This is a genomic window from Arthrobacter sp. fls2-241-R2A-200 (genome assembly GCF_030209745.1).
GTDB lineage: Bacteria > Actinomycetota > Actinomycetes > Actinomycetales > Micrococcaceae > Arthrobacter.
Window position 1 is genome coordinate 56466 of record NZ_JARVRJ010000012.1, and the last position, 22144, is coordinate 78609.

The window sequence follows — 22144 nt, forward strand, 5'->3', positions numbered from 1 at the left end:
GACTTGGAACGCCAAGACTTGCACCCAAGCTCACGAACCCCTTTAGGAGTACCCATGGCCACCGGGCAATCCGAAGGGGAGATTTCACGGCTGACTGCCGTGGAACTGAGTGGGGCGTTGATGTCAGGAGCGCTCTCCAGCCGTGAGGTGACAGCCCACTTTCTCTCCACCATCGAGGCGAAGAATAAGCAGCTGGGCGCCTTTATCACCGTCACGGCCGAACAAGCCATGGACGATGCCCACGCCGCTGACAACCTTCGTGCCAAACACGCCCGTGGGCACAACGTGGAGCAGCTGCCCATGCTGCACGGCATGCCGATCGCTTTCAAGGACCTCACTGACGTGGCCGGCGTCCCCACCACACACGGGAGCGCCGCCCTTGAGCACAAGCGAGCGCCCGAGGACGGCGCCTTGGCAGCAGCTTTGAAAGCGCACGGCGCCCTTTCGCTGGGCAAGACGCAGGTGCCGGAATTCGGGCTGACCGCCTACAGCGAAAACCGGGTGGCACCGCCGTCGCGCAATCCGTACTCCTTGGGGCGGAGCTCCGGTGGCTCCTCGGGCGGCAGCGCTGCCGCGGTGGCCGCGGGCCTCATCCCGTTCGCTCCGGGAACCGACGGCGGCGGATCCATTCGCATTCCCGCCGGTGCTTGCGGCCTCGTCGGGCTGAAACCAGGTCGGGGCGTGGTGCCGTCTGGAAGCGGTTCGGGAGACGCCGCCAAACTGGTGGTTGCGGGGCCGCTGGCGCGCACCGCCGAGGACGCTGCGTTGCTCATGGATGCGCTGGTTCCGCGGGATCAAGCCCCCGACGGCGGATATCTCGCCAACGTGGGGCGGGTGCCGGGACCATTGCGCATAGGCCTGAGCCTGGACAGTCCATGGGCCGGCATCTACCCGTTCGACATCGAGCAGGACGCCATGGACGCCCTTACCAAGGGGACGGAGTTGCTCACCGCCGCCGGGCATGCGGTGAGTGAGGCTCAGATCCGCTATGACAACCGTTATCCGGACGCTTTCACCGCCGCCTGGACTGCCGGCGTCGGGAGCGCTCGGATAGCACCTCAACGCGAGGCGCTGCTGACTCCACTGACCCGCACTTTCCGGCGTCGGGCGCAACAACGCAGCGCGTCCAAGGTCAACGAGGCACTAAGCCTCCTGCGGCAGTTTGAGCATGACACGATTGCGCAGTATTCACGCTGGGATGTCATAGCTACCCCGACGTTGGCACAGACGCCGCGCCCCATCGGCTGGTTCACCGGTGGTGGCCATAGCGGTGAATCATGGCCGCACGAGTGGGCCGGTGACGCGGACGAGGACTACAAACGGCAATGCGAGTATGCTCCCTGGTCCTCCATGGTGAACGTGTGCGGTTTGCCTGCCGTCAGCGTTCCCGTGCACGTTACAGCTGACGGGTTGCCCATGGGGATCCAGCTGATCGGCAGAAGTGGCTCTGAGCTGCAGCTCCTCCAGCTGGCGGCTGCTCTGGGGACGTCGGGGGACCACTGAGCGCCCACCTCCAAACACGCGTCTAACATGTGGAAACTGCTTGCCCCAAGCATTCATCGATGTGACAATGCCCGCAGTCGATGCCAGCATTGAAGAAATGAGCACACGTCAAACCACGGCCACGTCCGCGGTGCCATCGAGCGATACGTCATTCTTCGGCCACCCAAAGATGCTGGCCAGCCTCTTCTCCGTGGAAATGTGGGAGCGATTCTCCTTCTACGGCATGCAGGGAATCCTGCTCTATTACATGTACTTCACCGCCGAGCAAGGCGGCCTGTCCATCGACAAGGGTCTCGCGGCCGGATTGGTCGGCGCATACGGCGGGGGCGTCTACCTCTCCACGATCCTCGGCGCATGGTTGGCCGATAGGCTCTTCGGTTCCGAAAAGGTCCTTTTCGGCGCGGCGATCATGATCATGTGCGGCCACATCGCTTTGGCCCTCATCCCGGGCATTCCGGGCCTGGTGGCCGGCCTGGTGCTCGTGGGCATCGGCTCCGGTGGGCTGAAAGCCAACGCGACAGCGCTGGTGGGCAGCCTGTACGGCGAGAAGGATGAGCGCCGCGATGCGGGCTTCTCCATCTTCTATATGGGCATCAACATCGGCGGCCTCATTGGCCCGCTGGTGACCGGCTGGCTGCAGGCTAGCTACGGTTTCCACCTCGGCTTCGGCGCCGCGGCCGTGGGCATGGCCATCGGCTTGGTCATCTACTCGTTGGGACGCAAGCGCCTCCCTGCCGAAGCGCACCGCGTCCCCAACCCGCTCCCCGCCGCTGACCGCACCAAATATGGCCTGATCTTCCTTGGCATCCTGATCGTCATCGGCGTGCTGCTCGGTACAGGCGTTGTCAACGCCAACAACCTCGCGCGGAGCATGGCCTACGCGGCCATTGGGGCCTCGGTCATCTACCTGGTCCTGATCTTCCGCAGCCCCTTGGTCAACGCCGTGGAGCGCAAACGCGTGCTGGCCTTCATTCCGCTGTACGTGGCTTCTGCCGCGTTTTGGGCCCTGTTCCAGCAGCAGTTCACGTTCATTGCCGTGTATTCGGAGGAGAAGCTGGACCGGAACCTGTTCGGCTGGGAGATGCCGGCGGCCTGGGTCCAGTCCATCAACCCTGTCTTCATCATCATTTTTGCCGGCGTGATGGCAGCCTTGTGGACAAAGCTGGGTTCACGGCAACCGAGTTCCCCGCTGAAGTTCTCGGCCGGCCTGCTCATTATGGGCCTGGCATTCCTGGCCTTTATCCCGCTGGCCGGCGACGGCAAAACACCCCTGCTTGCGCTGGTGGGGATCCTGTTCCTCTTCACCTTGGCCGAGCTCTTCCTCTCCCCCATCGGATTGTCCGTGAGCACCAAGCTCGCCCCGGCGGCGTTCCACACCCAGATGGTGGCGCTGTTCTTCCTTTCGGTCTCGCTCGGGACCACGCTGGCGGGCATTCTCGCGGGCCTCTACAACCCCAAGGATGAGCTCCCGTACTTCCTCGGAATCGGTGGCGTGGCCGTGGTCCTGGCTATCGCTTTGGCCGCTGCTTCGCCGGCGATCAAAAAGCTCATGGGCGGGGTCCGGTAGTTCCTGCCGCCAACCGCGGACAGCACTTTTAACGACGACGGCGGCCCTCGTGGCCGGTGGGAATCCCACCGGAGGCGAGGGCCGCCGTCGTCCGTTTTGTTGAGTTATTGGTTAGTAGTTGTACCGGCTGGTCGACGAGGCGATTGCGGCGAAGAAGACGATGCCGAGGATCACCGTCAGCGCCAGCCCGAGGTAGCCCATCACCAGGCCCGCTATCGCCATGCCCCTGCCGGCCGGCTCGCGCTTGAGCGCCAAGTGGCCAAGGACGACGGCGGCGATCTGCGGCAGGATGAAGAATCCGAAGCCAACAAAGATGGCGATGCCGCAGCACATGCTGGCAATGCTCAACACCTTAGGCTGTGAAGGCATGCCGTAGTACGACGGCTGGCCGTACGGACTTGCCTGGCTCACCTCGCCATAAGGGGTGTTTTGGCCATATTGGTTTGGCTGTCCATACGGGCTGTTCTGTCCGAACGGCTGCTGGTACGGGCTGGGCGGCTGGCCGTACGGGGACGGTGGCTGCTGGCTGTAATCGCCGGGCGTGTAGGTGCCTTGGCCAGCAGGCTGCTGGGGCTGGGAGTGGGGCGCTTGGTTGAACTGCGGTCCGGTTGCCCCCTGTTCCGTTGCGCCGTGGCCCGTTGCGCCGTGGCCCGTTGCGCCTTGTTCCGGGGCGCCGGGCTGGGCCGGCGGAACATAGCGCGGCGGCTGGTTACCCTCGGGTTTGTCTTCGTTGCCTTTGAACGGTTGGTCTGACATGAGTGTCCCCCTGTTGTGGTCTTTGTTGCCAACACTACCGCCGCGTGGTCCCGCGCATAAGACGACGGGCGATCTGGCCGCGTCACGCTTGTCCAGAATGCGTAAATAAATGCATATGCATGGAATATCCAGTGGCCGGGACCGGTTGTACTTACCGGCGACTTAAGCAGCGCCCACTACGAGAACTAGCGGGACCCGTCCCGCGAAGGAGAAATCATGGCTAACTTCCAAGGAAAAACCGCACTCGTGACCGGCGGAGGATCCGGCCTCGGGGAAGCCATCAGCAAGGACCTCGCGAAGAACGGCGTCAACGTCGTCGTCGTCGACCTTAACCTGGACGCCGCAACGCGCGTTGCCGATGAGATCAAGGCCGACGGCGGTACTGCGGTTCCATTCCAAGGCAACACCGCCGTTGCTGATGACAGTAAGCGCGCCGTCGACTTCGCCGTCGAGACCTACGGCGGCCTCAACTACGCCGTCAACAACGCCGGCATCGGCGGCGCCAACGCTCCTGTTGGCGAACTCGACATCGCCGACTGGGACAGGGTTATCGCGATCAATTTGAGTGGCGTCCTCTACGGCATGCGCTACCAAATCCCCGCCATCCTTGCCGCAGGCGCCTCCGAGGGTGCCATCGTGAACATGGCCTCCATTCACGGCGCCGTTGCTGCTCCCGGAAACGCCGCGTACACCGCAGCCAAGCACGGCGTGGTTGGCATGACCAAGAACGCCGCGGCCGAATATGGCGCGCAGGGCCTCCGCATCAACGCCGTAGGCCCCGGCTACATTGACACCCCCTTGCTGGCGAGCGCGCCGAAGGAGGTCGTTTCCGGCCTCGAGGCCAAGCACCCGCTGGGCCGCTTGGGACGCCCGGAGGAAGTTGCCAACCTCACCACGTTCCTGCTCTCGGACAAAGCCAGCTTTATGACCGGCTCCTACGTATTGGTCGACGGCGGCTACACGGCTGTCTAGCCTGACCGGAACCTCGCCCTGTGGCCGCAATTATGCGTCACAGGGCGCGTTTCAGGGTCATTTCCTTTATGCGGGCGTGATGGTCTGGCATGCTGGACCCCATGGCTAGCCGAGCGGGCACAGTTGCCCTTCCCCAGGACCTTGTTGACATCACAGCCCTGCTGGACGCGTATTTCGACGTTGCTCCGGACTTGGACGATCCCGCGCAGCGTGTGGCGTTTGGAACCTCGGGCCACCGTGGATCCAGCTTGAAGTCCTCGTTCAACGAGGCCCATATCCTCGCCATTACGCAGGCGATCGTTGAGTATCGTGGGCGTCAGGGCATCACGGGACCGCTCTTCATTGGCCGCGATACGCACGCCCTCAGCGAGCCGGCCCAGAACTCCGCCTTGGAAGTACTGGCGGCCAACGGTGTGAACGTGCTCGTTGACGCCCGACACGCCTACACGCCCACGCCAGCACTGAGCCACGCAATCCTTAAGTACAACCGCGAAGCCGCACCCGGCAGCCCCCAGGCCGACGGCATTGTGGTCACTCCCAGCCACAACCCGCCCGGCGACGGCGGCTTCAAGTACAACCCCCCGCACGGCGGCCCGGCAGACACTGACGCCACCGGCTGGATTGCCGATCGCGCCAACCAACTCCTCGAGAACGGGCTTCGCGGCGTCAAGCGCATGCCCCTCAATGATGCTTTGGCAGCGGAGACGACCGGGAAGTTCGACTTCCTCAGCAGCTACGTTGACGATCTGCCTTCCGTGCTGAACCTCAACGCCATTCGCGACGCCGGTGTCCGCATCGGCGCCGACCCCATGGGCGGTGCTTCGGTGGACTACTGGGGCGAGATCGGCGAGCGCCACCAGCTCAACCTGACGGTGGTGAACCCCACCGTCGATCCCCAGTGGGCGTTCATGACCCTCGACTGGGACGAGAAGATCCGCATGGACTGCTCGTCGCCGTCGGCCATGGCGTCCCTGATCCAGCGCATGACGCCCGGCGCCGACGGTACCGCGCCCTATGACATCGCGACCGGTAACGACGCCGACGCCGACCGGCACGGCATCGTCACGCCTCTTGTTGATGGAGTGGGCGGGCTCATGAACCCGAACCACTATCTCGCCGTCGCCATCGATTACCTGTACCGGAACCGCAGCGGTTGGAACCCGGACTCAGTGGTGGGCAAAACGTTGGTTTCGTCCTCGATCATCGACCGCGTTGCAGGCGGCTTGGGCCGGAAGCTGGTTGAGGTTCCAGTTGGCTTCAAGTGGTTCGTCCCCGGTCTGCTCTCCGGCGAAGGCGCATTTGGTGGCGAGGAATCGGCCGGCGCATCCTTCAACAAACTGGACGGTTCTGTGTGGACCACGGACAAGGACGGCATCTTGCTGGCCCTGCTGGCCTCGGAAATCACCGCAGTCACCGGCTCGTCTCCATCCCAGTTGTACAAGGGCTTGACCGATAAGTTCGGTGCACCCGTTTACGCCCGGATCGACGCCGCCGCCACCCGGGAGCAGAAGTCCAAGCTGGGCAAGCTCTCGGCATCGGACGTATCTGCCACGTCGCTGGCCGGCGAGGAAATCACAGCCAAGCTCACTGAGGCCCCGGGCAACGGCGCGTCAATTGGCGGCCTGAAGGTTGTCACCGAAAACGCCTGGTTCGCCGCGCGCCCCTCCGGCACCGAGGACGTGTACAAGATTTACGCCGAGTCCTTCAAGGGCGCCGACCACCTTGCCCAGGTCCAGCAGGAGGCCAAGGCGCTGGTGGATGGGGTTATTGCTTAGCAACGCCGTCCAGCAGCGCCCGTAGGACTTGCTCGAGGGGTTCGGCAAGCTCCGCTGCCGACGCGGTGGTGAGCGGTTGCACCTCCGTGGACGTGCGAAGCATCACGAGTCCAAGCATCGTGGCGATCGCCATTTGGGCACGGAGAAGCAGCGGTTGCGAGGCGGGATCGTCCGCACTCCATCCTGCCGCCTCGGCGAGCTTCTCCGTGTAAGCCTCCAAGGTCTTGCGGCGGATCGCATCAGCGCTCTCATCGCCGGACGAGCGCAGCAGGAGCAGGAGCTGCAGCGGGTCGTCCGGGTTGGGGGCTTCTGCAACGTGGCTGATGAGCCTGGCAATGACCTCGTCGACGCCGGCAGGCCGGGTCCGCGGATCCAACTCATCAAAGGTGCGGTTCATGCAGGCCTCAAAGAGGCCCTCTTTCGAGCCAAAGTAGCGGCTGATCAGGGCTACGTTGACACCGACGTCCGCTGCGATGTGCCGCACCGTGGTGGCCCGGTAACCCTCGGTGGCAAACCGTCGTCGAGCAGCACGCACCAGCGCCCTGCGCGTTATGTCCGCGTCCCGCCCTGAACGGACAAGTTCTTCATCCAGTGAGGCGGCCGGGGGCAGCGCTGGCTCGTTTGTCACTCCCCTACTGTAGCCGCGGCTGGCACTAGTAAACGTGGGTTGACTTGGTTGCCATCAGGCTCGCCCCCCAATGACTTCCAAACAGGCGTGGTCTCCGGGACCCCCTTCGCAGTCGGTGCTGTTGCAATGTTCTTCTGGGCGCGTCATGACGACCGCTCAGGTGAGCGCCTCTGGCATGTGGTCGGACCACTCGCTCGTGCGGGGGTCAACACCATCGGCGCCACTTCCGGCCTCGTCGGACCATACCTGACCGGATGGCTGCTTGATGCGACGGGATCCTCCCAGATCGCTATGTTGATCGTTGGCCTCCTGCTCTTGCTGGGAGCGCTCCTGCTGATCTTCGTCTTCAAGAACATGGCCAAGACTCCGGAGATGAAAGGCACCACCCTCGGATAGTTGCACGGCAGCCAAGGGGCGGTGAAGCATTAGCATCATCGCCCTTTTCTTCACATCTAACCTCGACAGAGAACTCGCATGAAAGTCACTCCTACCCTCGCCGTTACAGGTGCCACAGGCGTGCTCGGCGCCTTTGTCGCCCATTACTCGGCCGAGCGCGGGATCGCCCAGCGGTTGCTCGTCCGCACCCCAGCGAAAGCACCGTCCTTATCCGAAAGCACAATCCACCGGTTCAGCTACTCAGACCAGGACGCCGCGATTACGGCATTGCGCGGCGTTGAAACCCTTTTTATGGTTTCCGCGCACGAAAGCCCGGAACGCCTGGACCAGCACCGCACCTTCGTTGACGCCGCCGCGTCTGCGGGTGTCAAGCACGTCTTTTACACATCCTTCGCAGCCGCAGCCCCGGACGCCACCTTTACCCTCGCACGGGACCACTACGTCACCGAGGAATACATCAAAGCCTCAGGAATGAAATGGACGTTCCTTCGTGACGGCTTTTACCTGGACTTCATGGAAGCCCTGGTCGGCGAAGACGGCGTTATCCGCGGCCCGGCAAAGGACGGACGCGCCTCCTTTGTCGCCCGCGCCGACGTGGCCCGCACAGCAGCTGCAATCCTTGCAAACCCCGGGGACCATGCCGCCCAAACATACAACCTCACCGGCCCTGAAGCCCTCACGCTGGAGGAGGTGGCCGCCACCATCAGCCGCATCCGCGGCCGCCACATCACCTTCCACAACGAAACCCTCGATGAGGCCTACGGCTCCCGTGCCGGCTACGGGGCACCGGACTGGCAACTCGAAGCCTGGGTCAGCACCTACACAGCTATCGCCAGCAACATCATGGCCCCCGTCAGCCAAGACATCGAAACCATCACCGGTAACGCACCGATGAACCTCGAGGAGTACCTCACCACAAATCCGCGCTAGGCGCAGCAGCAGCTGGACGCGCAAACCGGCATTCCCCACTCCGAACGCCCAGATCCCCAATCCCGCCCGCAGTAGTAAACGTGTGTTGACTTAGCGTGATGACACATCATATCCTCTAAGTAATCAATCGTTTACATGCCGAGGAGCGCCATGTCCATCACAGCTGAAGGCCCCGTGCCCGGTCCCCTGCCCGGCCGAGAAGGGCAACGCCCGCGCGGTGCTGGCATCATCACCTACCTCTCCCTTGGCGGCCTGTCCTTCGCAGTGCTCCAGTCGCTGGTGGCGCCCGCACTCGGCACCATCGGGAAAGACCTGGGTGTTGCCACCAGCGATGCAAGCTGGGTGCTCACTGCCTACCTGCTATCCGCTTCTGTGCTGACGCCGATCCTGGGGCGCCTGGGTGACATGGTGGGCAAGCGCAAGGTCCTGATCGTTGTCCTCGTCCTACTCTTGGCAGGCGCAGTCATCGCAGCCCTCGCTCCGAACCTGACCGTACTGATCGTCGGGCGCGTTCTTCAAGGCGCAGCCGGTGCCGTGATGCCGCTCTCCATCGGGATCGTCCGCGATGAACTCCCGAAGGAACGCGTCAGTGTGACCATCGGGCTGCTGTCCGCCATCTTCGGCATCGGAGCCGGCGTCGGAATCGTCGCAGCGGGTCCGATCGTTGAATCCCTGTCCTGGCATTGGCTGTTTTGGCTCCCAGCGGGCCTTGTTGTCATCGCGCTGCTAGGCGCGATCTTCGGCATGCCCGAGTCACCCGTCAGGACGCCTGGGAAGCTTGACTGGCTCGGCACAGCGATCGTCTCCGTGGGTTTGGTTGCGGTGTTACTCGCCATCAGCGAGGGCCAGGCATGGGGATGGGGCGACGGCAAGACCGTCAGCCTGCTCATCGGGGGCGGCGTTGCGCTCATTGGGTTCGTAGTGGTGGAACTGCGCGTCGCTGAACCGCTGATCGATGTACGGCTCTTCCGCCACCGGGGCGTGTGGACCGCTCATATTGTGGCCCTGGCATTCGGCTTCGCGATGTTCGGCACGTTCGTGCTGGTCCCCACCATCCTTCAGTTGCCTACAGTCCTGGGTTACGGCTTTGGCAAGAGCGTCAGCGAGGCCGGACTCTACCTGCTGCCCACCGTCATCGCCATGGTCATTTCCGGGGTGATCGCCGGTGCTTTGATCCGTAAAGTGGGGCCCAAGATTCCTATGATTCTTGGCGCGGTGTCAGTCACCGTCGCGTTCGTCATCCCGGCCCTCGGCACGGGGAAGAATGGCAGATCGTGCTGTCCGGAATCCTCACCGGCATAGGCATCGGAATGGCCTTGGCGGCGACGTCGAACGCGATCGTGGAAAGCGTACCCGCCACGCAAACCGGAGAAGCGATCAGCGCCAACACGGTGCTGCGTACCATCGGCAGCAGCATTGGCACGGCTGTGATCGCAGCCCTCATCTCGTCCAATGTCGCAGCCCAGGGCGCGCCAACCGACCATGCGTTCACCGTAGGATTCTGGGCGTGTGCCGGCGTCGGCGTCGTGGCGCTGGTGGCAGCGCTGGTGGTTCCATCCCGGCGGCAACGCCGACGGGACGCGGAAGCCGCTGGAGTGGATGACTTCGACGAACTGGAACACGCCAAGCGCTGAGCTACCGGCCAAGTCCACGGCCGGCGCACGTCCAGTGAATGTCCAAGGACGCGAAAACGCCCGCCCGGATTTTCCGGGCGGGCGTTTTGGGTGTCGAAGCTTAGACGGTGCGGACCACGTCGTCGTAAGCGAACTTAGGCTTGGCCTCGCCCCACGCGTCCGGGCCGGGCTGTCCGATGTTGACCACGAGGAAGCTCTTCTGGTCACCGGCGGGGAAGAATTCGGCGTCGATCGCGGCGAAATCAGCGCCGGTCATCGGGCCGGCTGCAAAACCGAGCGAGCGGACGGCCAGGATGAAATACCCTGCCTGCAAGTGGGCGTTGTTGTTGCCGGTGGAGGCAGCAACGGCGGGATCGGCGTCGTACATGGCCTTGGGTGCGCCGTATTCGGGGAGGAACTTGTCCCACTGCCCATGCCAGTTGGTGTCATAAGACAAGATGGCGACCAGCGGAGCTGAAGCGGTCTTGGCTTGGTTTCCGCGGGCGAGCGCGTCAACCAGCTTGGCGCGGGACTCCGCAGAGCGGACGTAGGTCACGCGGAGCGGCTGGGAGTTGAAGGCAGTGGGGCCGAACTTGGTGAGCTCGTAGATGGCGCGGGCCTGCTCGTCGGTGACCTCACCGGCGAAGCTGTTGGCGGTGCGGGCTTCGGCGAAAATGGCGTCGACTGCTGCGGCGTCAATGACTGCTTCTTCGTGGGCGATCGTCATGCGTGAACCTTTCCATGGGCCCTGACCCTGAATCAGCCGGGCACGTCTGCTTTCCATGGTTGCAACCTGACTGCGCGCTCTCCTCTTCCCGTGGCGGCCAGTGATGTTGCGCACAGTCCCCATTCTCGTTGTGAGGCCCGTTCTGCAGGCTCACCAACGCTCGGGGCGTGTAGAGCGGGCCCCGCATTGCCGGTATTGTTGCACCGAATCCCAACACTCTTCTGAGGAAGGCCTGCCATGAGCATGCTCGGCACCAAATGGAAGCTCCACGGCAACGGCAAGTCCATCCGCCCCGGACAGGTGGTGGCTCCCGACGAGCGGCTGGCATGGCCACTGACCATCGGCATCGGCATGCAGCACGTGGTCGCAATGTTCGGCGCGACGTTCCTGGTCCCCATCATCACAGGCATGCCACCGGCCACCACGCTGTTTTTCTCAGGCATCGGCACGCTGCTGTTCCTGGTGATCACCAAGGGCCGCATTCCCAGCTACTTGGGTTCGAGCTTCGCGTTCATCGCCCCGATCATGGCGTCCCAGCAGCAGTACGGCGTTGCCGGCGCCCTGGGCGGCGTGGTGCTCGCAGGCGTCGTACTGGCGCTCATTGGTGCGATCGTCCAGAAATTTGGCGCCGAATGGATCAACCGGCTCATGCCGCCGATCGTTACCGGCGCGATCGTGGCGCTGATCGGCCTCAACCTGGCCCCGGCCGCCAAGAACAACTTCGACCTCGCGCCCGTGACCGCGCTAGCCACGCTGGTCACGATCATCCTGGTTTCTGTTTTGTTCCGCGGAATCCTGGGACGGCTGAGCATCCTGGTGGGCGTTGTGGTGGGGTATTTCGTGGCGATGATGCGCGGCGAAGTCTCCTACGGCAAGATGGACGCTGCCGCATGGATCGGCCTGCCGCACTTCCAGACGCCCGAGTTCCACATCGGCGTCGTCGGCTTGTTCGTCCCCGTTGTGCTGGTGCTGGTGGCCGAAAACGTGGGGCACGTGAAGTCGGTAGCTGCCATGACGAGCCAGAACCTCGACGCCGTCTCCGGCCGCGCGCTGATGGCCGACGGCGCCGCCACCGTGCTTGCCGGACTCGGCGGCGGCTCCGGCACCACGACGTACGCCGAGAACATCGGGGTCATGGCCGCCACCAAGGTCTATTCGACGGCGGCCTACTGGGTGGCGGGTATCTTCGCCATCTTGCTGAGCTTCTCCCCGAAATTCGGTGAACTGATCGCGACGGTCCCGCCGGGCGTCCTTGGCGGCGCCGCCACCATGCTGTACGGCATGATCGGTGTGCTCGGCGTGAAGATCTGGGTGCAGAACAAGGTCAACTTCTCCAACCCCATCAACCTGACAACGGCCGCTGTTGCCCTCATCATCGGCATCGCTGATTACACGTGGACCGTTGGCGACCTGAAGTTCACCGGGATCGCACTTGGCTCAGCCGCCGCCCTGGTGATCTACCACGGCATGAAAGGCCTGGCCCGCTGGCGCGGGACCGTCGCTGAACCCGAAACCGAGACGGCGGGGCTGCCGCCTGCGGTGAAATCGGCAATGAACGCTGCGGCACGGCGGGGCGGAAAAACGGGGAGATAGCCCCTCAGGCGCTTACCGGCCGCCTTCCATCTTGCGGCTCCGCTGCTGGACGGCCATGGGACCGTACGGGTAAACGCCGACGCGCGGTTCGCTGGCAACGGTTAGCCGCTCGGTTTCCTCCGGGGTCAGTTCCAGGTCGGCAGCAGCGAGGTTGTCCGCCAGTTGCTCAAGGTTCCGGGCTCCCAGGATGACGGAGGTGACTGCCGGCCGGTCCGCCAGCCAAGCCAGTGACACCTGCGATGCGCTGACACCGTGGTCCTCGGCGATTTTCTCCACGGTTTCGATGACGTCCCATGTGCGGGGATCCTCGTTGCGGGCCTGCCATGCTTCCATGCCTCGGCTGGGGTTCTCCCCGAGCCGGGTGGCACCCACGGGAGCCTCGTCGCGCTTGTACTTGCCGGAGAGCCACCCTCCGCCCAAGGGCGACCATGGCAGCAGCCCAATGTTCGCGTCCAAGGAAGCAGGGACAATCTCGGACTCAATCTCACGGACCAGCAGGTTGTACTGGGGTTGCAGGGTTACCGGGGCACTCCAGCCGTGAGCCTTGGCAACGTGAACCGCCTTGGTCAACTGCCAGCCAAGGAAGTTGGAGAATCCGTAGTAAGCGATCTTGCCAGCGCTGACGGCGTCGTGCAGGAAACGAAGCGTCTCTTCCAACGGCGTGATGGGGTCCCAAGCGTGCATTTGGTACAGATCGATCTGCTCCACACCCAGGCGGCGAAGGGAATCATCCAGAGCCCGCGTCAGGTGCTTGCGCGATGTGCCGACGTCGTTGGGCGTTTCACCCATCGGGAAACGGCCCTTGGTGGCTAACACCAAACGGTCTTTCGCGTCTGGCCGGCGGGCGAGCCAACGCCCGATGATTTCCTCCGATACGCCGGCCGAATAGACGTCCGCCGTGTCGATGAAGTTACCACCGCTGGCAACGTAGGCGTCCAGGATGGAGTGGGACGTTTCCTCGGTTGCCTCGGCTCCAAACGTCATGGTTCCAAGGGCGTATGTTGAAACTACTGCGCCGCTGTTGCCCAATGTGCGGAAGTGCATGGTGCTCCTTAGGTCTCGGTACCTTTGGGACGCTACACAGGTTGCGCTGCATTGTCAGCAGACTTACGTATCCCTGTTTTTCCTAGGTTTGGGAGTCCTACCTTCCGCCGCAACCGGAAATTGGTCAGCTTGCTTACTAAAGCGGACTTCCCTACGCTGGAACAGGTCAGACAAACAACTCTCACAGCAGCGGTACGCCCCCAAAAAGGTCACCGCAATCGAGGAGGAATTATGTCAGAGCACAACATCACCGGCAAGAAGGTCGCATTCCTACTGACGGACGGCGTAGAGCAAGTGGAGCTCACCAGTCCATGGCAAGCGGTGAAGGATGCCGGCGGAGAGCCTACCCTCGTAGCCCCATCCACAGGCAAGGTCCAGGGTTACAACGGCACTGAACCGGGTGACACCTTCGACGCAACCCTCGCAGTAGCGGACGCCAACGCCTCAGACTTCGACGCACTGGTCATCCCAGGCGGCGTGGTCAACTCCGACCACCTCCGCGTGGACAAGGATGCCCAGAACTTCGCGCGGAGTTTCTTCGAGCAGCACAAGCCCGTCGCGTCGATCTGCCACGGACCCTGGCTCCTGATCGAGGCCGGCGTGATCAAGGGCCGCAACGTCACCTCGTACCACACGCTCCAGACGGACCTAAAGAACGCGGGCGCCAACTGGACGGATGAGGAAGTCGTCGTCGACCAGGGACTCGTCACCAGCCGAAACCCGGACGACCTTCCAGCGTTCAACGCCAAGCTGGTCGAGGAAATCTCGGAAGGCCAGCACGCTGGCCAGACCGCATAGAGGTCTCAGCCAACACCCTAACCCCTGGCGAGTGCCGTCGTCGTACTTTCACAAGAGGTACGACGGCGGCACTCGCCACACATGTTGCGCAGGTCACATTCCATCCCTAGGCTGGGGAAGCTGCAGCGTGGCAGCACCGATGAAAGGCACTAAATTGGCCAGCGACAAACTCTCCGTAGTTGTTCGCGTCGACGTTGACGGCGAACAGATCCAGATCGCAGCAACAGGTCGCGTCACGGCGTCGAGCCTACAGGGGCTCTACCCCGTAGTTCAGCGCACCAAGAGCCTGGGCGGCGGCCTCGGAGTGGAGATGGATCTTTCCGAAGCCACGGTTGATCCGGATGCCCTGGACCAACTGACGATCTATGCTGAGCTCCACGAGATCCCCGTCCGGTTCACCCCGGAGCACCAGACGGTCACCGCACTGCCAGCACGTAGACTCCAGGTAGCAAGCCAAGCCGCATAAACAGGAGGCATTGATGCGCAAAGTGACCGCCGGATTGTTCCACTCCGTTGATGGCGTGGTGCAGGACCCATTCAACTTCCAGTTCGACAGCTTCGACGAAGAGTTGGGCAAAGGCCTGACCAAGATGATCAACACGGTGGACACGGTGGTCCTGGGCCGGGTCAGCTACGAGGAATGGGCCGGGTACTGGCCCACTGCGTCCCAAGACGAAGGCTTCGCGGCCTTCATCAACCCGGTGGAAAAGTTCGTCGCCTCCCGCACGCTCACTGAGCCCCTCGAATGGGAAAACTCGCACCTGATCAAGGGCGACGTCGAACAGTTCGTCAGCGAGCTGAAAACCCGCGACGGCGGCGAGATCGCAGTGTGCGGCAGCATCTCCCTGGTACGCCAACTCCTGTTCGCCGGCGTCCTTGACGAATTGACGCTGATGACACATCCAGTGATTGCCGGCAGCGGACGGCGCCTTTTCGAGGACGGCGATCCCCTGAACCGGCTGGTCCTGGAGGACCAGCTCGCAACGAGCAAAGGCAACGTGGTCACCACGTACAGCGTGCGGAAGGACTGAGCAGCCATGGCAATGACCGAGGTCGCCGATGGTGTTTACCGCTTTTCCGATGCCTACGTGAACTTCTACATCATTGAGGGCGACGACGGCCTCACCCTCATCGATTCGGGCCTTCCCTCCATGTGGCTTCCCCTGGAGAAATCGCTCCGGGCCGTAGGCCACACCCTCCGTGACATCCGGGCACTGGTCCTTACGCACGCACACTTCGATCACCTTGGCCTCGCCCGGAGACTGCACGAATCACTGAGCGTTCCGGTGTGGGTTCACACCGAGGACTCCTTCATCGCCAAGCACCCGTACCGCTACCGGCACGAACGCTCGCGCTTCGTCTTTGCCCTCACCCACCCCAAAGGCCTTCCTGTCATGGCCAGCATGACCAGGGCCGGCGCACTGAACGTCAAGGGCGTTGACGTTCTGAGTTATTTCCCAGGCACCGGCGAACTGCCGGTCCCGGGAAGTCCCGAAGTCGTCTTCTCCCCTGGTCACACCAGCGGACACTGCGGGTTGTTCCTCCGCGAGCGCAGCATACTTTTCAGCGGGGACGCTTTGGTGACGATGGACCCGTACACCATGCGGACCGGTCCCCGAATCGTGGCTGGGGCCGCCACGGCCGATAGCGCCTTGAACCTCGCATCCCTGAAGCAACTCGCCGCCACGAAAGCAAGCTTGGTGCTACCGGGGCATGGCGAGCCTTGGGCCAGGGGCATTGAGGAGGCAGTTGCCATCGCGAAGGCCAACGGCCCCGCATAATCGCGCTACTTTTTGCCCGCTTTGAGGTCTGCGACAACTTTGGCGATCCGCCGCGCGCGGGTCTCCTCGGTCTTGGCGTCACCGATCGGTTCGACGTACCGGCGCTGGCTGCTGTAATTGAGCGTTCCATAGAAAGCCTTCGCGTCCGGTTCTGCATCCAGCGCAGCAGCGAGATCGTCCGGCACCTCAATCACCCTCGGCTCTGTATCCACCTCAAGCTCGACCTCCACGGTGTGGCCCGCCTCGGCACCGGTCAGCTCGCGGTTGGCGGAACTCACGCCCACCATGTACTTGCCGCCCATCACGGCGATGCTGCTGCGATAGCTCTGTCCGTTGATAGTCACCACCACCGGCGGACGCTTTCCGGCCGCCAGCCCATCAACCACGTGGGAAGGGATCTCGATGCCTGCCTTGTTGCCATCGCCAACGATGGTGGTGGTGAATTTCATGACCCCAGTATGCCGCCGCTGGCCAGTAGACGCACCTCTACTGCTGGGCTACCTTCGAACATAACGCCCCACCCAGCAAGGAGACAGATCATGGACAACCAAGACCTTCTGGAGCGCATCCAGTCACTCGTCGAAGAGGAGCACCGCCTTCGCGACACGGCAGGTTCCGACGACGACGGCGGTGACAACAGCTCCCGCCTCGCCCAGCTGGAAGCTCAGCTCGACCAGTGCTGGGACCTGCTCCGCCAACGCCGGGCAAAGAGGGACGCCGGCGAAAATCCCGATGAAGCAGAGCCACGGCCCGTCAGCGAAGTTGAGGGCTACCGGCAGTAGCCGCTAAGCCCCCTCCAGTACCTGGCTCGTGGCCCACGCCAAGTATTTGGCGGCGTTAGCCACGGCGTCGGACACGTCCGGAACGCCGTCTTTCCGCTGAGCGACGTCAAGCAACTGGGCCGCGGCCACGATGCCGTGCCGGGCCAGGTCCTCGGGGGTCACGGTAATGCGGCCAGCAACGGCCACCACGGGGATCCCATGCAGGCTTGCAGCATCGGCGAGCGCGATGGGGGCCTTGCCCGTGAGCGATTGCTCGTCCATGGAACCCTCGCCGGTGATTACCAGGTCGGCGTCACCCAAGTGTTGCGCCAGTCCGGTCAAGCCCGCCACCAGCGCGAAGCCGCCTTCCAGCGCTGCGTCAGTGAATGCCAGGAACGACGCCGGGAAACCACCTGCCGCTCCGGCTCCGGGAACGTTCACGTCACGGCCAGTCGCTTCCCGAAGGAGTGATGCCCAGTTGCGGAGGCCGGCGTCGAGCTTCTCCACGGCGTCCGCATCCGCACCTTTTTGGGGGCCGAACACATGCCCGGCACCGTCCACGCCGTACAGCAGGTTTTGCACGTCCACGGCGATGCGGAACTTCACGGTGGAAAGGCGCGGGTCCAGCGCGGAAACATCCAAGGTGACGACGTCGGCAAGGGAGCCTCCGCCCAAGGGCACCACATTCCCGGCTGCGTCAAGGGGTTTGAGCCCCAGCGCGCGGAGGGCGCCGCTGCCGGCGTCGGACATCGCGGACCCGCCCAGACCCAACACGATCTCCGTGGCTCCCGCGTCCAACGCGGCTGCAATGAGCTGGCCGCAACCGTAACTATGTGCCCGGAGCGAGTTCTCCGCGGTTGGCTCCATGTGCGCCAGGCCGGACGCCTGCGCCGTTTCGATCACAGCCGTCGCTCCGCCGAAGGCGTCCTTGCGAATGGCCCAAGATGCACCCACCGGTTTGAGGATCGGTCCCACCACGGCGTTGTTCCGCTCCTCGTACCCTGCGGCGATGGCGGCGTCGAGCGTACCTTCACCGCCGTCGGCCACGGGAAATTGGGTGGTCACAGCATCGGGGTAGACGCGGAGGGCGCCTTCGGCCATGGCTGAGGCGGCCTCAGCCGCGGTCAGGGATCCCTTGAACTTGTCCGGGGCGATGAGGATACGCATGGACCCATCTTGCCAGCCACGATGGACAGGCTAGCCACACCCCCGCCGGGTGGGGGCAATCAGGCCCACGCATGGCGGCGTACGAGGACCTCCTTGAGCAGGTCCAGCCTGTCGGACACGATGCCATCCACGCCAAGATCCAGAAGTCGCTCCATCTCGGCAGGGTCATTGACGGTCCACACATGCACCTGCAATCCCGCCCGGTGGGCTCGCCGAATGAACCCCGGCGTGACCACCCGAAACCGTCCGTACCGGACAGGCACCTGAAAAGCGTCGACGCCGGCAAGCAACTTGGTCATCAAAGGTGGCGGAAGTACGGAACCAAGGAGGACGAAGAGCGCGGTCGAAGTGCTCCCAGCCGACGACGCCACCCGACGGGACAGCCGCCTGAGGACTGCCCGGCGTCGCCGATCCGAGAAACTCGTGACCAAGACACGCTCATGGATCCCGTGTTTTTCAATGGCCGCAGCCATGGGGCCAACTGCGTTCCAGGCTTTGACGTCCAGGTTCAGCCTGGCATCCGGCAGCCTGGTCACCAGTTCATCGAATGTGGGGACATGTTCGACGCCGCCGATTCTCGCCTTTGCCACGTCAGCTGCGGTCAACTCCGCGATCCGCCCGGCCGAATCCGTGACGCGGTCCAGGGATGGATCGTGGAATACCACCAAGATGCCGTCCGCGGTGGCGTGCACGTCAGTTTCCAGGTGGACTGTTCCGAGGTCTTTCGCTGCCCGGAAAGCCGACATTGAATTCTCGAGGCCGTCCTGGGAGAAGCCTCGGTGTGCCAAGGCCAGTGGCCCCACCGAGCCGTCTTTGCGGAGGAAATAGGGCAGCGTCACACCCGTAGCGTAGCCGACCAGCCCACATCCCGGACCGTCAGGACTCCTGCGGTACGATCTCCACGCCGTCGCTGATGTGCACCAACGTTCGGCCGCGACCGCCGTCGAGCTCTACCCAGACCGCCGTGGCGTCACCCGTGATGGCGTCCACAACGCCAGCTGATTCGTAACCGGGAGTGAGGGTCACGCTGACGCGGTCCCCCTGCCGTAGCGAAAGCCAGTGGTGATCCGGTTCGATGCGCCGCACCGGCGTCGTCGTGAAGTCGTTAATCCTGCGCTTGGCCATGATTTCCCCTACACATTCAACAATCAAACGGGTGTGGCTGGAAGCCTACGGGCGCCAGATGAACGGCGGTTGTATGGAGGCTGGGAACACGGTGACAGCCCGGTCCTGACACACTGGGGTCATGACTGTGTTGATCGCCGGATGCGGCGACCTTGGAACCGAAGCCGGGCTGCGATTCGCTGCTGCCGGCCATGACGTAGTTGGCTTGCGACGGTCACCGGAGAAGCTACCCCCGGAAATTCGTGGCGTTTACGCGGACCTCTCGGTGAGCGTGCCGGACCTTCCCGCGGATGTGGACATTGTTGTAGTGTCCGTCGCCGCCGACGCCTCAACCGAGGCGGCCTACCGGGCGGCATACCTCGACGGCGTGAGGAACGTTATGGACGCCATCGAACAGGCCGGCGTGGAACCCCGGAGCGTTTTATTCGTCTCCTCTACTGCCGTGTACAAGGACTCCGGTGGCGCGGTGGTGGACGAATCGACGCCCACGGAGCCAACACGATTCAGCGGACAGGTTCTCGTGGAAGCCGAGGACCTGCTGTTCGCCCGGACGCAGGGCACCGGAACGCAGCCGATCTCCCTCAGGCTCGGGGGTATTTACGGACCCGGCCGCACCCGCCTCATAGACCAGGTTCGCAGCGGCCAAGCCGTCATCCCGGCCCAGCCCCGGCACACCAACCGCATCCACAGGGACGATGCCGCGGCCCTGATCGTGCACCTCACCACTATGGAAGCGGTGCCTGAAACGGTGTACGTGGGGGTGGACGATCATGCGGCAGAAATGGGCGAGGTGCTGCGATTCCTTGCCGCGGAGATGGGATGCCCCGAACCCCCGACGGCGTCCGCGGACGGCGCGTCCGACGGCGGCCCGGGTGTTGGCCCGGGCGACAAACGCTGCTCGAACAAACGCGTCCGCTCGACCGGCTTCGAGTTCACCTACCCCACCTACGTTGAGGGGTACCGAGCCCTGCTGGCCGGGGAGGGTGTCCGGCATCCGTGACCCGTGCCTCTGGGAGGGATCAACGTCAGGCCGGTACTACGACCGCCCGGAACCGGAACGCGATTCGCCTTCTTCTTTCACGCGCTGGCGTTGACGTTCCAACTCCTTCTCGCCCTCGTGCTCAGCGTTGTAAAGCTTGGTGTTACTGACCTGCAGCTCTAACATGATCGCGTCCAGTTTGACGTGCAACGCTTCGCTGTCGCGGTTCTGGGTGTTCTGAATGATGAACACCATCAAGAACGTGATGATCGTGGTACTGGTATTGATGATGAGTTGCCAGGTATCAGAGAATCCAAGCAGCGGTCCGGAAAAGCCCCAGAGAATCAGGACGGCGACGGCGATCGCAAAAACCCACGCATGTCCAAGAACCGAGGCCACCTTGGTGGTGAAACGGGTAAAGATATCGGCACGGTCTTTTTTCTTTGGCACGCTAGCTCCTTAGGAAATCCAGTCGCTCACTTCAGCTCAGAATAGTGCTGACCGGTCCGCCTCAGGAGTTGTTCGGACGGAAAATGAGGATCGTAAGCATTACTGTTGACTGGTGTTCGAGCCGTGTCAGCTTTCTGAAGATGTCTCCATGCGCCTATTGCGCCCAAGCGATGCGGCAGCGCTTGCCGCCGCCTATCTGCGGAACAGGGAGTACCTTGCCCACTGGGAACCGGTTCGCCCGGAAGAGTTCTACTCAGAAGCCTGGCAGGCTGCCGACATTGCCGCCCGACTGGCTGCGGGAGAAGCCGGAGCGGGTTATTCATTGGGCTTGTTCGCGGGCGACGCCCTGGTGGGCCGATTCAACCTAGTGGGAATAGTGCGCGGTCCCTTCCAAAGCGCGAGTCTTGGCTACTGGATGGATAGCGCTTACGCGGGGCGCGGACTGGCGTCAGCTGCGGTCAGGGTCATAGTAGAGGCGGCCCGCGAGGAACTCGGGCTACACCGCATCGAGGCGGGCACCCTCTTGCATAACATCAGCTCGCAGCGGGTACTGCTGAAGGCGGGCTTCCAGCAAATCGGGATGGCGCCACGGTACCTCCACATTGCGGGAAAATGGCAAGACCACAAGCTGTACCAGGTACTCCTGCACTAGGCAGCTTGGTCAACGCTCCAACATCCACCGCCGCGCATTAGATGCTTGCTAGACCCGCTGCTCCGTCAACTTTGCCTCGAGAATCTGGGCCACGCCGTCGTCGTCGAAGTGCGGAGCCTGCTGCCCCGCGGCGGTGATGGCGTCCGGGTGCCCACTGGCCATCGCGTACCCGTGACCGGCCCACCGGAGCATCTCGATATCGTTGGGCATGTCACCAAATGCCACCACATCCGCAGCGTCGATCCCCAGCGACTCTGCGTACCGAGCCAGGGTGACGGCCTTGTTGATACCGGGAACGGACATCTCCAGCAACGCTGTGCGGGGGGCGGAATGCGTGGTACTCACCAAGTGGGCGACGGCTGGCTGCACTTCGGCCAGGAACGCGTCGGGCGTGCCTTTGCGCGTAACCGCCAAGAACTTCACGACGGCGTCATCCGCAGCGAGCGTCTCGGCGAGGGGGGCTGGTGTGAACTCGGCAAGGAGTTCGCTGGTCTCGTTCTCGATAAAGCCGGGCTCCAGCTGGAAGCCGGTCAGCGTTTCCACGGCGAAGAGCGCGTCCGGCCGAAGGGATTTGATGATGCGGCGGGCTTCGAGAACGGACGGGACATCCAGTGCGGATGAGGACAGGGCCGTCCCTGTTTGAAGATCCCACACCACGGCACCGTTTGAACAGATAACGATGCCGCTGTGGCCGAGTTGTTCCTGGAGGGGGAACAACCATCGCGGCGGACGGCCCGTGACGAAAACCAGCTCCACCCCTGCCTCACGGCATGCACGAAACGCCTTGATGGTCCGGTCACTGATTTTGCCATCATGGCCGAGGATGGTGCCGTCAATATCACTTGCTACGAGCCGCATCTTGCCAGTCTACTTTGGTGCACATTTGAGAATTTGCCCTCGCGACCCCGCACACGGGCAAATCGAGAG

Annotated in this window: 26 protein-coding genes; 16 read left to right on the forward strand and 10 right to left on the reverse strand. The window is 63.3% G+C overall.

Annotated elements, in window-relative coordinates; genetic code table 11:
- Positions 1 to 54 precede the first annotated feature (54 nt).
- Both QRN42_RS14455 and QRN42_RS14460 read left to right on the forward strand, forming a co-directional pair.
- Complete coding sequence (locus QRN42_RS14455) at positions 55 to 1503, forward strand: amidase (RefSeq protein WP_284979848.1); 1449 nt, start codon at positions 55 to 57, stop codon at positions 1501 to 1503.
- Positions 1504 to 1570: 67 nt separating this feature from the next.
- Entirely contained in the window at positions 1571 to 3070 is a 1500-nt protein-coding gene (locus QRN42_RS14460; RefSeq protein ID WP_284979892.1) for a peptide MFS transporter, read from the forward strand.
- A gap of 111 nt (positions 3071 to 3181) precedes the next feature.
- Here QRN42_RS14460 and QRN42_RS14465 read toward each other — a convergent pair whose 3' ends face one another.
- Positions 3182 to 3826, reverse strand: a complete 645-nt coding sequence (locus tag QRN42_RS14465) for a DUF4190 domain-containing protein (RefSeq protein WP_284979849.1) — start codon at positions 3824 to 3826, stop codon at positions 3182 to 3184.
- 216 nt (positions 3827 to 4042) lie between these two features.
- Here QRN42_RS14465 and QRN42_RS14470 point away from each other — a divergent pair, with 216 nt between their 5' ends.
- The gene (locus QRN42_RS14470; RefSeq protein ID WP_284979851.1) at positions 4043 to 4798 is read left to right on the forward strand and encodes an SDR family NAD(P)-dependent oxidoreductase; all 756 of its coding nucleotides are present in this window, start codon (positions 4043 to 4045) and stop codon (positions 4796 to 4798) included.
- Positions 4799 to 4899: 101 nt separating this feature from the next.
- Positions 4900 to 6573: a phosphoglucomutase (alpha-D-glucose-1,6-bisphosphate-dependent) gene (gene pgm / locus QRN42_RS14475; protein ID WP_284979852.1), complete on the forward strand. Its 1674-nt coding sequence runs from the start codon at positions 4900 to 4902 to the stop codon at positions 6571 to 6573.
- Here pgm and QRN42_RS14480 read toward each other — a convergent pair.
- Positions 6563 to 7201 carry a TetR family transcriptional regulator gene (locus tag QRN42_RS14480; RefSeq protein ID WP_284976870.1) on the reverse strand — a complete coding sequence of 213 codons (639 nt, stop codon included), beginning with the start codon at positions 7199 to 7201 and terminating at the stop codon, positions 6563 to 6565. The two genes, pgm and QRN42_RS14480, sit on opposite strands and share 11 nt — an antisense overlap.
- Before the next feature lie 39 nt (positions 7202 to 7240).
- Here QRN42_RS14480 and QRN42_RS14485 point away from each other — a divergent pair, with 39 nt between their 5' ends.
- The 4 genes from QRN42_RS14485 (at position 7241) to QRN42_RS14500 (ending at position 10161) form a co-directional block, all read left to right on the forward strand.
- On the forward strand, positions 7241 to 7597 hold the full coding sequence (locus QRN42_RS14485) for an LPXTG cell wall anchor domain-containing protein (protein WP_284979853.1): 357 nt from the start codon (positions 7241 to 7243) through the stop codon (positions 7595 to 7597).
- 78 nt (positions 7598 to 7675) lie between these two features.
- On the forward strand, positions 7676 to 8527 hold the full coding sequence (locus QRN42_RS14490) for an SDR family oxidoreductase (protein WP_284979854.1): 852 nt from the start codon (positions 7676 to 7678) through the stop codon (positions 8525 to 8527).
- Between the two features lie 150 nt (positions 8528 to 8677).
- Positions 8678 to 9829, forward strand: coding sequence for an MFS transporter (locus QRN42_RS14495; protein ID WP_284979855.1), 1152 nt, complete (start codon positions 8678 to 8680; stop codon positions 9827 to 9829).
- Entirely contained in the window at positions 9802 to 10161 is a 360-nt protein-coding gene (locus QRN42_RS14500) for an MFS transporter (protein WP_284979856.1), read from the forward strand. Before QRN42_RS14495 ends, QRN42_RS14500 begins: the two co-directional genes overlap by 28 nt.
- Positions 10162 to 10261: 100 nt before the next feature.
- Here the strand turns inward: QRN42_RS14500 and QRN42_RS14505 are convergent, their stop codons facing one another.
- Positions 10262 to 10867: a malonic semialdehyde reductase gene (locus tag QRN42_RS14505; protein WP_284979857.1), complete on the reverse strand. Its 606-nt coding sequence runs from the start codon at positions 10865 to 10867 to the stop codon at positions 10262 to 10264.
- A gap of 237 nt (positions 10868 to 11104) precedes the next feature.
- Between QRN42_RS14505 and QRN42_RS14510 the strand changes: the two genes are divergently transcribed.
- Positions 11105 to 12460 carry a uracil-xanthine permease family protein gene (locus QRN42_RS14510; RefSeq protein ID WP_284979858.1) on the forward strand — a complete coding sequence of 452 codons (1356 nt, stop codon included), beginning with the start codon at positions 11105 to 11107 and terminating at the stop codon, positions 12458 to 12460.
- Positions 12461 to 12472: 12 nt separating this feature from the next.
- Here QRN42_RS14510 and QRN42_RS14515 read toward each other — a convergent pair whose 3' ends face one another.
- Positions 12473 to 13504, reverse strand: coding sequence for an aldo/keto reductase (locus tag QRN42_RS14515; protein ID WP_284979859.1), 1032 nt, complete (start codon positions 13502 to 13504; stop codon positions 12473 to 12475).
- A gap of 231 nt (positions 13505 to 13735) precedes the next feature.
- Between QRN42_RS14515 and QRN42_RS14520 the strand changes: the two genes are divergently transcribed.
- From QRN42_RS14520 to QRN42_RS14535, 4 genes are all read left to right on the forward strand, one after another.
- Complete coding sequence (locus QRN42_RS14520) at positions 13736 to 14302, forward strand: type 1 glutamine amidotransferase domain-containing protein (protein WP_284979860.1); 567 nt, start codon at positions 13736 to 13738, stop codon at positions 14300 to 14302.
- Positions 14303 to 14441: 139 nt separating this feature from the next.
- Positions 14442 to 14768 carry a hypothetical protein gene (locus QRN42_RS14525; RefSeq protein WP_284979861.1) on the forward strand — a complete coding sequence of 109 codons (327 nt, stop codon included), beginning with the start codon at positions 14442 to 14444 and terminating at the stop codon, positions 14766 to 14768.
- Between the two features lie 13 nt (positions 14769 to 14781).
- The gene (locus QRN42_RS14530) at positions 14782 to 15333 is read left to right on the forward strand and encodes a dihydrofolate reductase family protein (RefSeq protein ID WP_284979862.1); all 552 of its coding nucleotides are present in this window, start codon (positions 14782 to 14784) and stop codon (positions 15331 to 15333) included.
- Between the two features lie 6 nt (positions 15334 to 15339).
- Positions 15340 to 16083 (forward strand): MBL fold metallo-hydrolase, encoded by a 744-nt coding sequence (locus QRN42_RS14535; RefSeq protein WP_284979863.1) that lies wholly within the window; start codon positions 15340 to 15342, stop codon positions 16081 to 16083.
- A 5-nt stretch (positions 16084 to 16088) separates the two neighbouring features.
- Here QRN42_RS14535 and QRN42_RS14540 read toward each other — a convergent pair whose 3' ends face one another.
- On the reverse strand, positions 16089 to 16532 hold the full coding sequence (locus QRN42_RS14540; RefSeq protein WP_284979864.1) for a YdeI/OmpD-associated family protein: 444 nt from the start codon (positions 16530 to 16532) through the stop codon (positions 16089 to 16091).
- 90 nt (positions 16533 to 16622) lie between these two features.
- Between QRN42_RS14540 and QRN42_RS14545 the strand changes: the two genes are divergently transcribed.
- Complete coding sequence (locus QRN42_RS14545) at positions 16623 to 16865, forward strand: DUF2630 family protein (RefSeq protein ID WP_284979865.1); 243 nt, start codon at positions 16623 to 16625, stop codon at positions 16863 to 16865.
- 3 nt (positions 16866 to 16868) lie between these two features.
- Here QRN42_RS14545 and QRN42_RS14550 read toward each other — a convergent pair whose 3' ends face one another.
- The 3 genes from QRN42_RS14550 to QRN42_RS14560 are packed head-to-tail and all read right to left on the reverse strand — an operon-like array spanning position 16869 to position 19136.
- Entirely contained in the window at positions 16869 to 18011 is a 1143-nt protein-coding gene (locus QRN42_RS14550; protein WP_284979866.1) for a glycerate kinase, read from the reverse strand.
- Positions 18012 to 18070: 59 nt separating this feature from the next.
- Positions 18071 to 18850 carry a glycerophosphodiester phosphodiesterase family protein gene (locus QRN42_RS14555; protein ID WP_284979867.1) on the reverse strand — a complete coding sequence of 260 codons (780 nt, stop codon included), beginning with the start codon at positions 18848 to 18850 and terminating at the stop codon, positions 18071 to 18073.
- Between the two features lie 37 nt (positions 18851 to 18887).
- Complete coding sequence (locus QRN42_RS14560; RefSeq protein WP_284979868.1) at positions 18888 to 19136, reverse strand: hypothetical protein; 249 nt, start codon at positions 19134 to 19136, stop codon at positions 18888 to 18890.
- Positions 19137 to 19257: 121 nt separating this feature from the next.
- Between QRN42_RS14560 and QRN42_RS14565 the strand changes: the two genes are divergently transcribed.
- Entirely contained in the window at positions 19258 to 20136 is an 879-nt protein-coding gene (locus tag QRN42_RS14565) for an SDR family oxidoreductase (protein ID WP_284979869.1), read from the forward strand.
- A gap of 36 nt (positions 20137 to 20172) precedes the next feature.
- On the opposite strand, the gene QRN42_RS14570 is transcribed toward QRN42_RS14565, so the two are convergent.
- On the reverse strand, positions 20173 to 20565 hold the full coding sequence (locus tag QRN42_RS14570; protein ID WP_284979870.1) for a low affinity iron permease family protein: 393 nt from the start codon (positions 20563 to 20565) through the stop codon (positions 20173 to 20175).
- A 148-nt stretch (positions 20566 to 20713) separates the two neighbouring features.
- Here QRN42_RS14570 and QRN42_RS14575 point away from each other — a divergent pair, with 148 nt between their 5' ends.
- Positions 20714 to 21217 carry a GNAT family N-acetyltransferase gene (locus QRN42_RS14575; protein ID WP_284979871.1) on the forward strand — a complete coding sequence of 168 codons (504 nt, stop codon included), beginning with the start codon at positions 20714 to 20716 and terminating at the stop codon, positions 21215 to 21217.
- Positions 21218 to 21265: 48 nt separating this feature from the next.
- Here QRN42_RS14575 and QRN42_RS14580 read toward each other — a convergent pair whose 3' ends face one another.
- Positions 21266 to 22075 (reverse strand): HAD family hydrolase, encoded by an 810-nt coding sequence (locus QRN42_RS14580; protein WP_284979872.1) that lies wholly within the window; start codon positions 22073 to 22075, stop codon positions 21266 to 21268.
- Positions 22076 to 22144 lie beyond the last annotated feature (69 nt).

Coding starts and splice junctions, on each gene's coding strand:
- QRN42_RS14455 (WP_284979848.1), top strand. CDS start 55: ATGGCCACCGGGCAATCCGAAGGGGAGATTTCACGGCTGACTGCCGTG.
- QRN42_RS14460 (WP_284979892.1), top strand. CDS start 1,571: ATGCCCGCAGTCGATGCCAGCATTGAAGAAATGAGCACACGTCAAACC.
- QRN42_RS14465 (WP_284979849.1), bottom strand. CDS start 3,826: ATGTCAGACCAACCGTTCAAAGGCAACGAAGACAAACCCGAGGGTAAC.
- QRN42_RS14470 (WP_284979851.1), top strand. CDS start 4,043: ATGGCTAACTTCCAAGGAAAAACCGCACTCGTGACCGGCGGAGGATCC.
- pgm (WP_284979852.1), top strand. CDS start 4,900: ATGGCTAGCCGAGCGGGCACAGTTGCCCTTCCCCAGGACCTTGTTGAC.
- QRN42_RS14490 (WP_284979854.1), top strand. CDS start 7,676: ATGAAAGTCACTCCTACCCTCGCCGTTACAGGTGCCACAGGCGTGCTC.
- QRN42_RS14495 (WP_284979855.1), top strand. CDS start 8,678: ATGTCCATCACAGCTGAAGGCCCCGTGCCCGGTCCCCTGCCCGGCCGA.
- QRN42_RS14505 (WP_284979857.1), bottom strand. CDS start 10,867: ATGACGATCGCCCACGAAGAAGCAGTCATTGACGCCGCAGCAGTCGAC.
- QRN42_RS14510 (WP_284979858.1), top strand. CDS start 11,105: ATGAGCATGCTCGGCACCAAATGGAAGCTCCACGGCAACGGCAAGTCC.
- QRN42_RS14515 (WP_284979859.1), bottom strand. CDS start 13,504: ATGCACTTCCGCACATTGGGCAACAGCGGCGCAGTAGTTTCAACATAC.
- QRN42_RS14520 (WP_284979860.1), top strand. CDS start 13,736: ATGTCAGAGCACAACATCACCGGCAAGAAGGTCGCATTCCTACTGACG.
- QRN42_RS14525 (WP_284979861.1), top strand. CDS start 14,442: ATGAAAGGCACTAAATTGGCCAGCGACAAACTCTCCGTAGTTGTTCGC.
- QRN42_RS14530 (WP_284979862.1), top strand. CDS start 14,782: ATGCGCAAAGTGACCGCCGGATTGTTCCACTCCGTTGATGGCGTGGTG.
- QRN42_RS14535 (WP_284979863.1), top strand. CDS start 15,340: ATGGCAATGACCGAGGTCGCCGATGGTGTTTACCGCTTTTCCGATGCC.
- QRN42_RS14540 (WP_284979864.1), bottom strand. CDS start 16,532: ATGAAATTCACCACCACCATCGTTGGCGATGGCAACAAGGCAGGCATC.
- QRN42_RS14545 (WP_284979865.1), top strand. CDS start 16,623: ATGGACAACCAAGACCTTCTGGAGCGCATCCAGTCACTCGTCGAAGAG.
- QRN42_RS14550 (WP_284979866.1), bottom strand. CDS start 18,011: ATGCGTATCCTCATCGCCCCGGACAAGTTCAAGGGATCCCTGACCGCG.
- QRN42_RS14560 (WP_284979868.1), bottom strand. CDS start 19,136: ATGGCCAAGCGCAGGATTAACGACTTCACGACGACGCCGGTGCGGCGC.
- QRN42_RS14565 (WP_284979869.1), top strand. CDS start 19,258: ATGACTGTGTTGATCGCCGGATGCGGCGACCTTGGAACCGAAGCCGGG.
- QRN42_RS14575 (WP_284979871.1), top strand. CDS start 20,714: ATGCGCCTATTGCGCCCAAGCGATGCGGCAGCGCTTGCCGCCGCCTAT.
- QRN42_RS14580 (WP_284979872.1), bottom strand. CDS start 22,075: ATGCGGCTCGTAGCAAGTGATATTGACGGCACCATCCTCGGCCATGAT.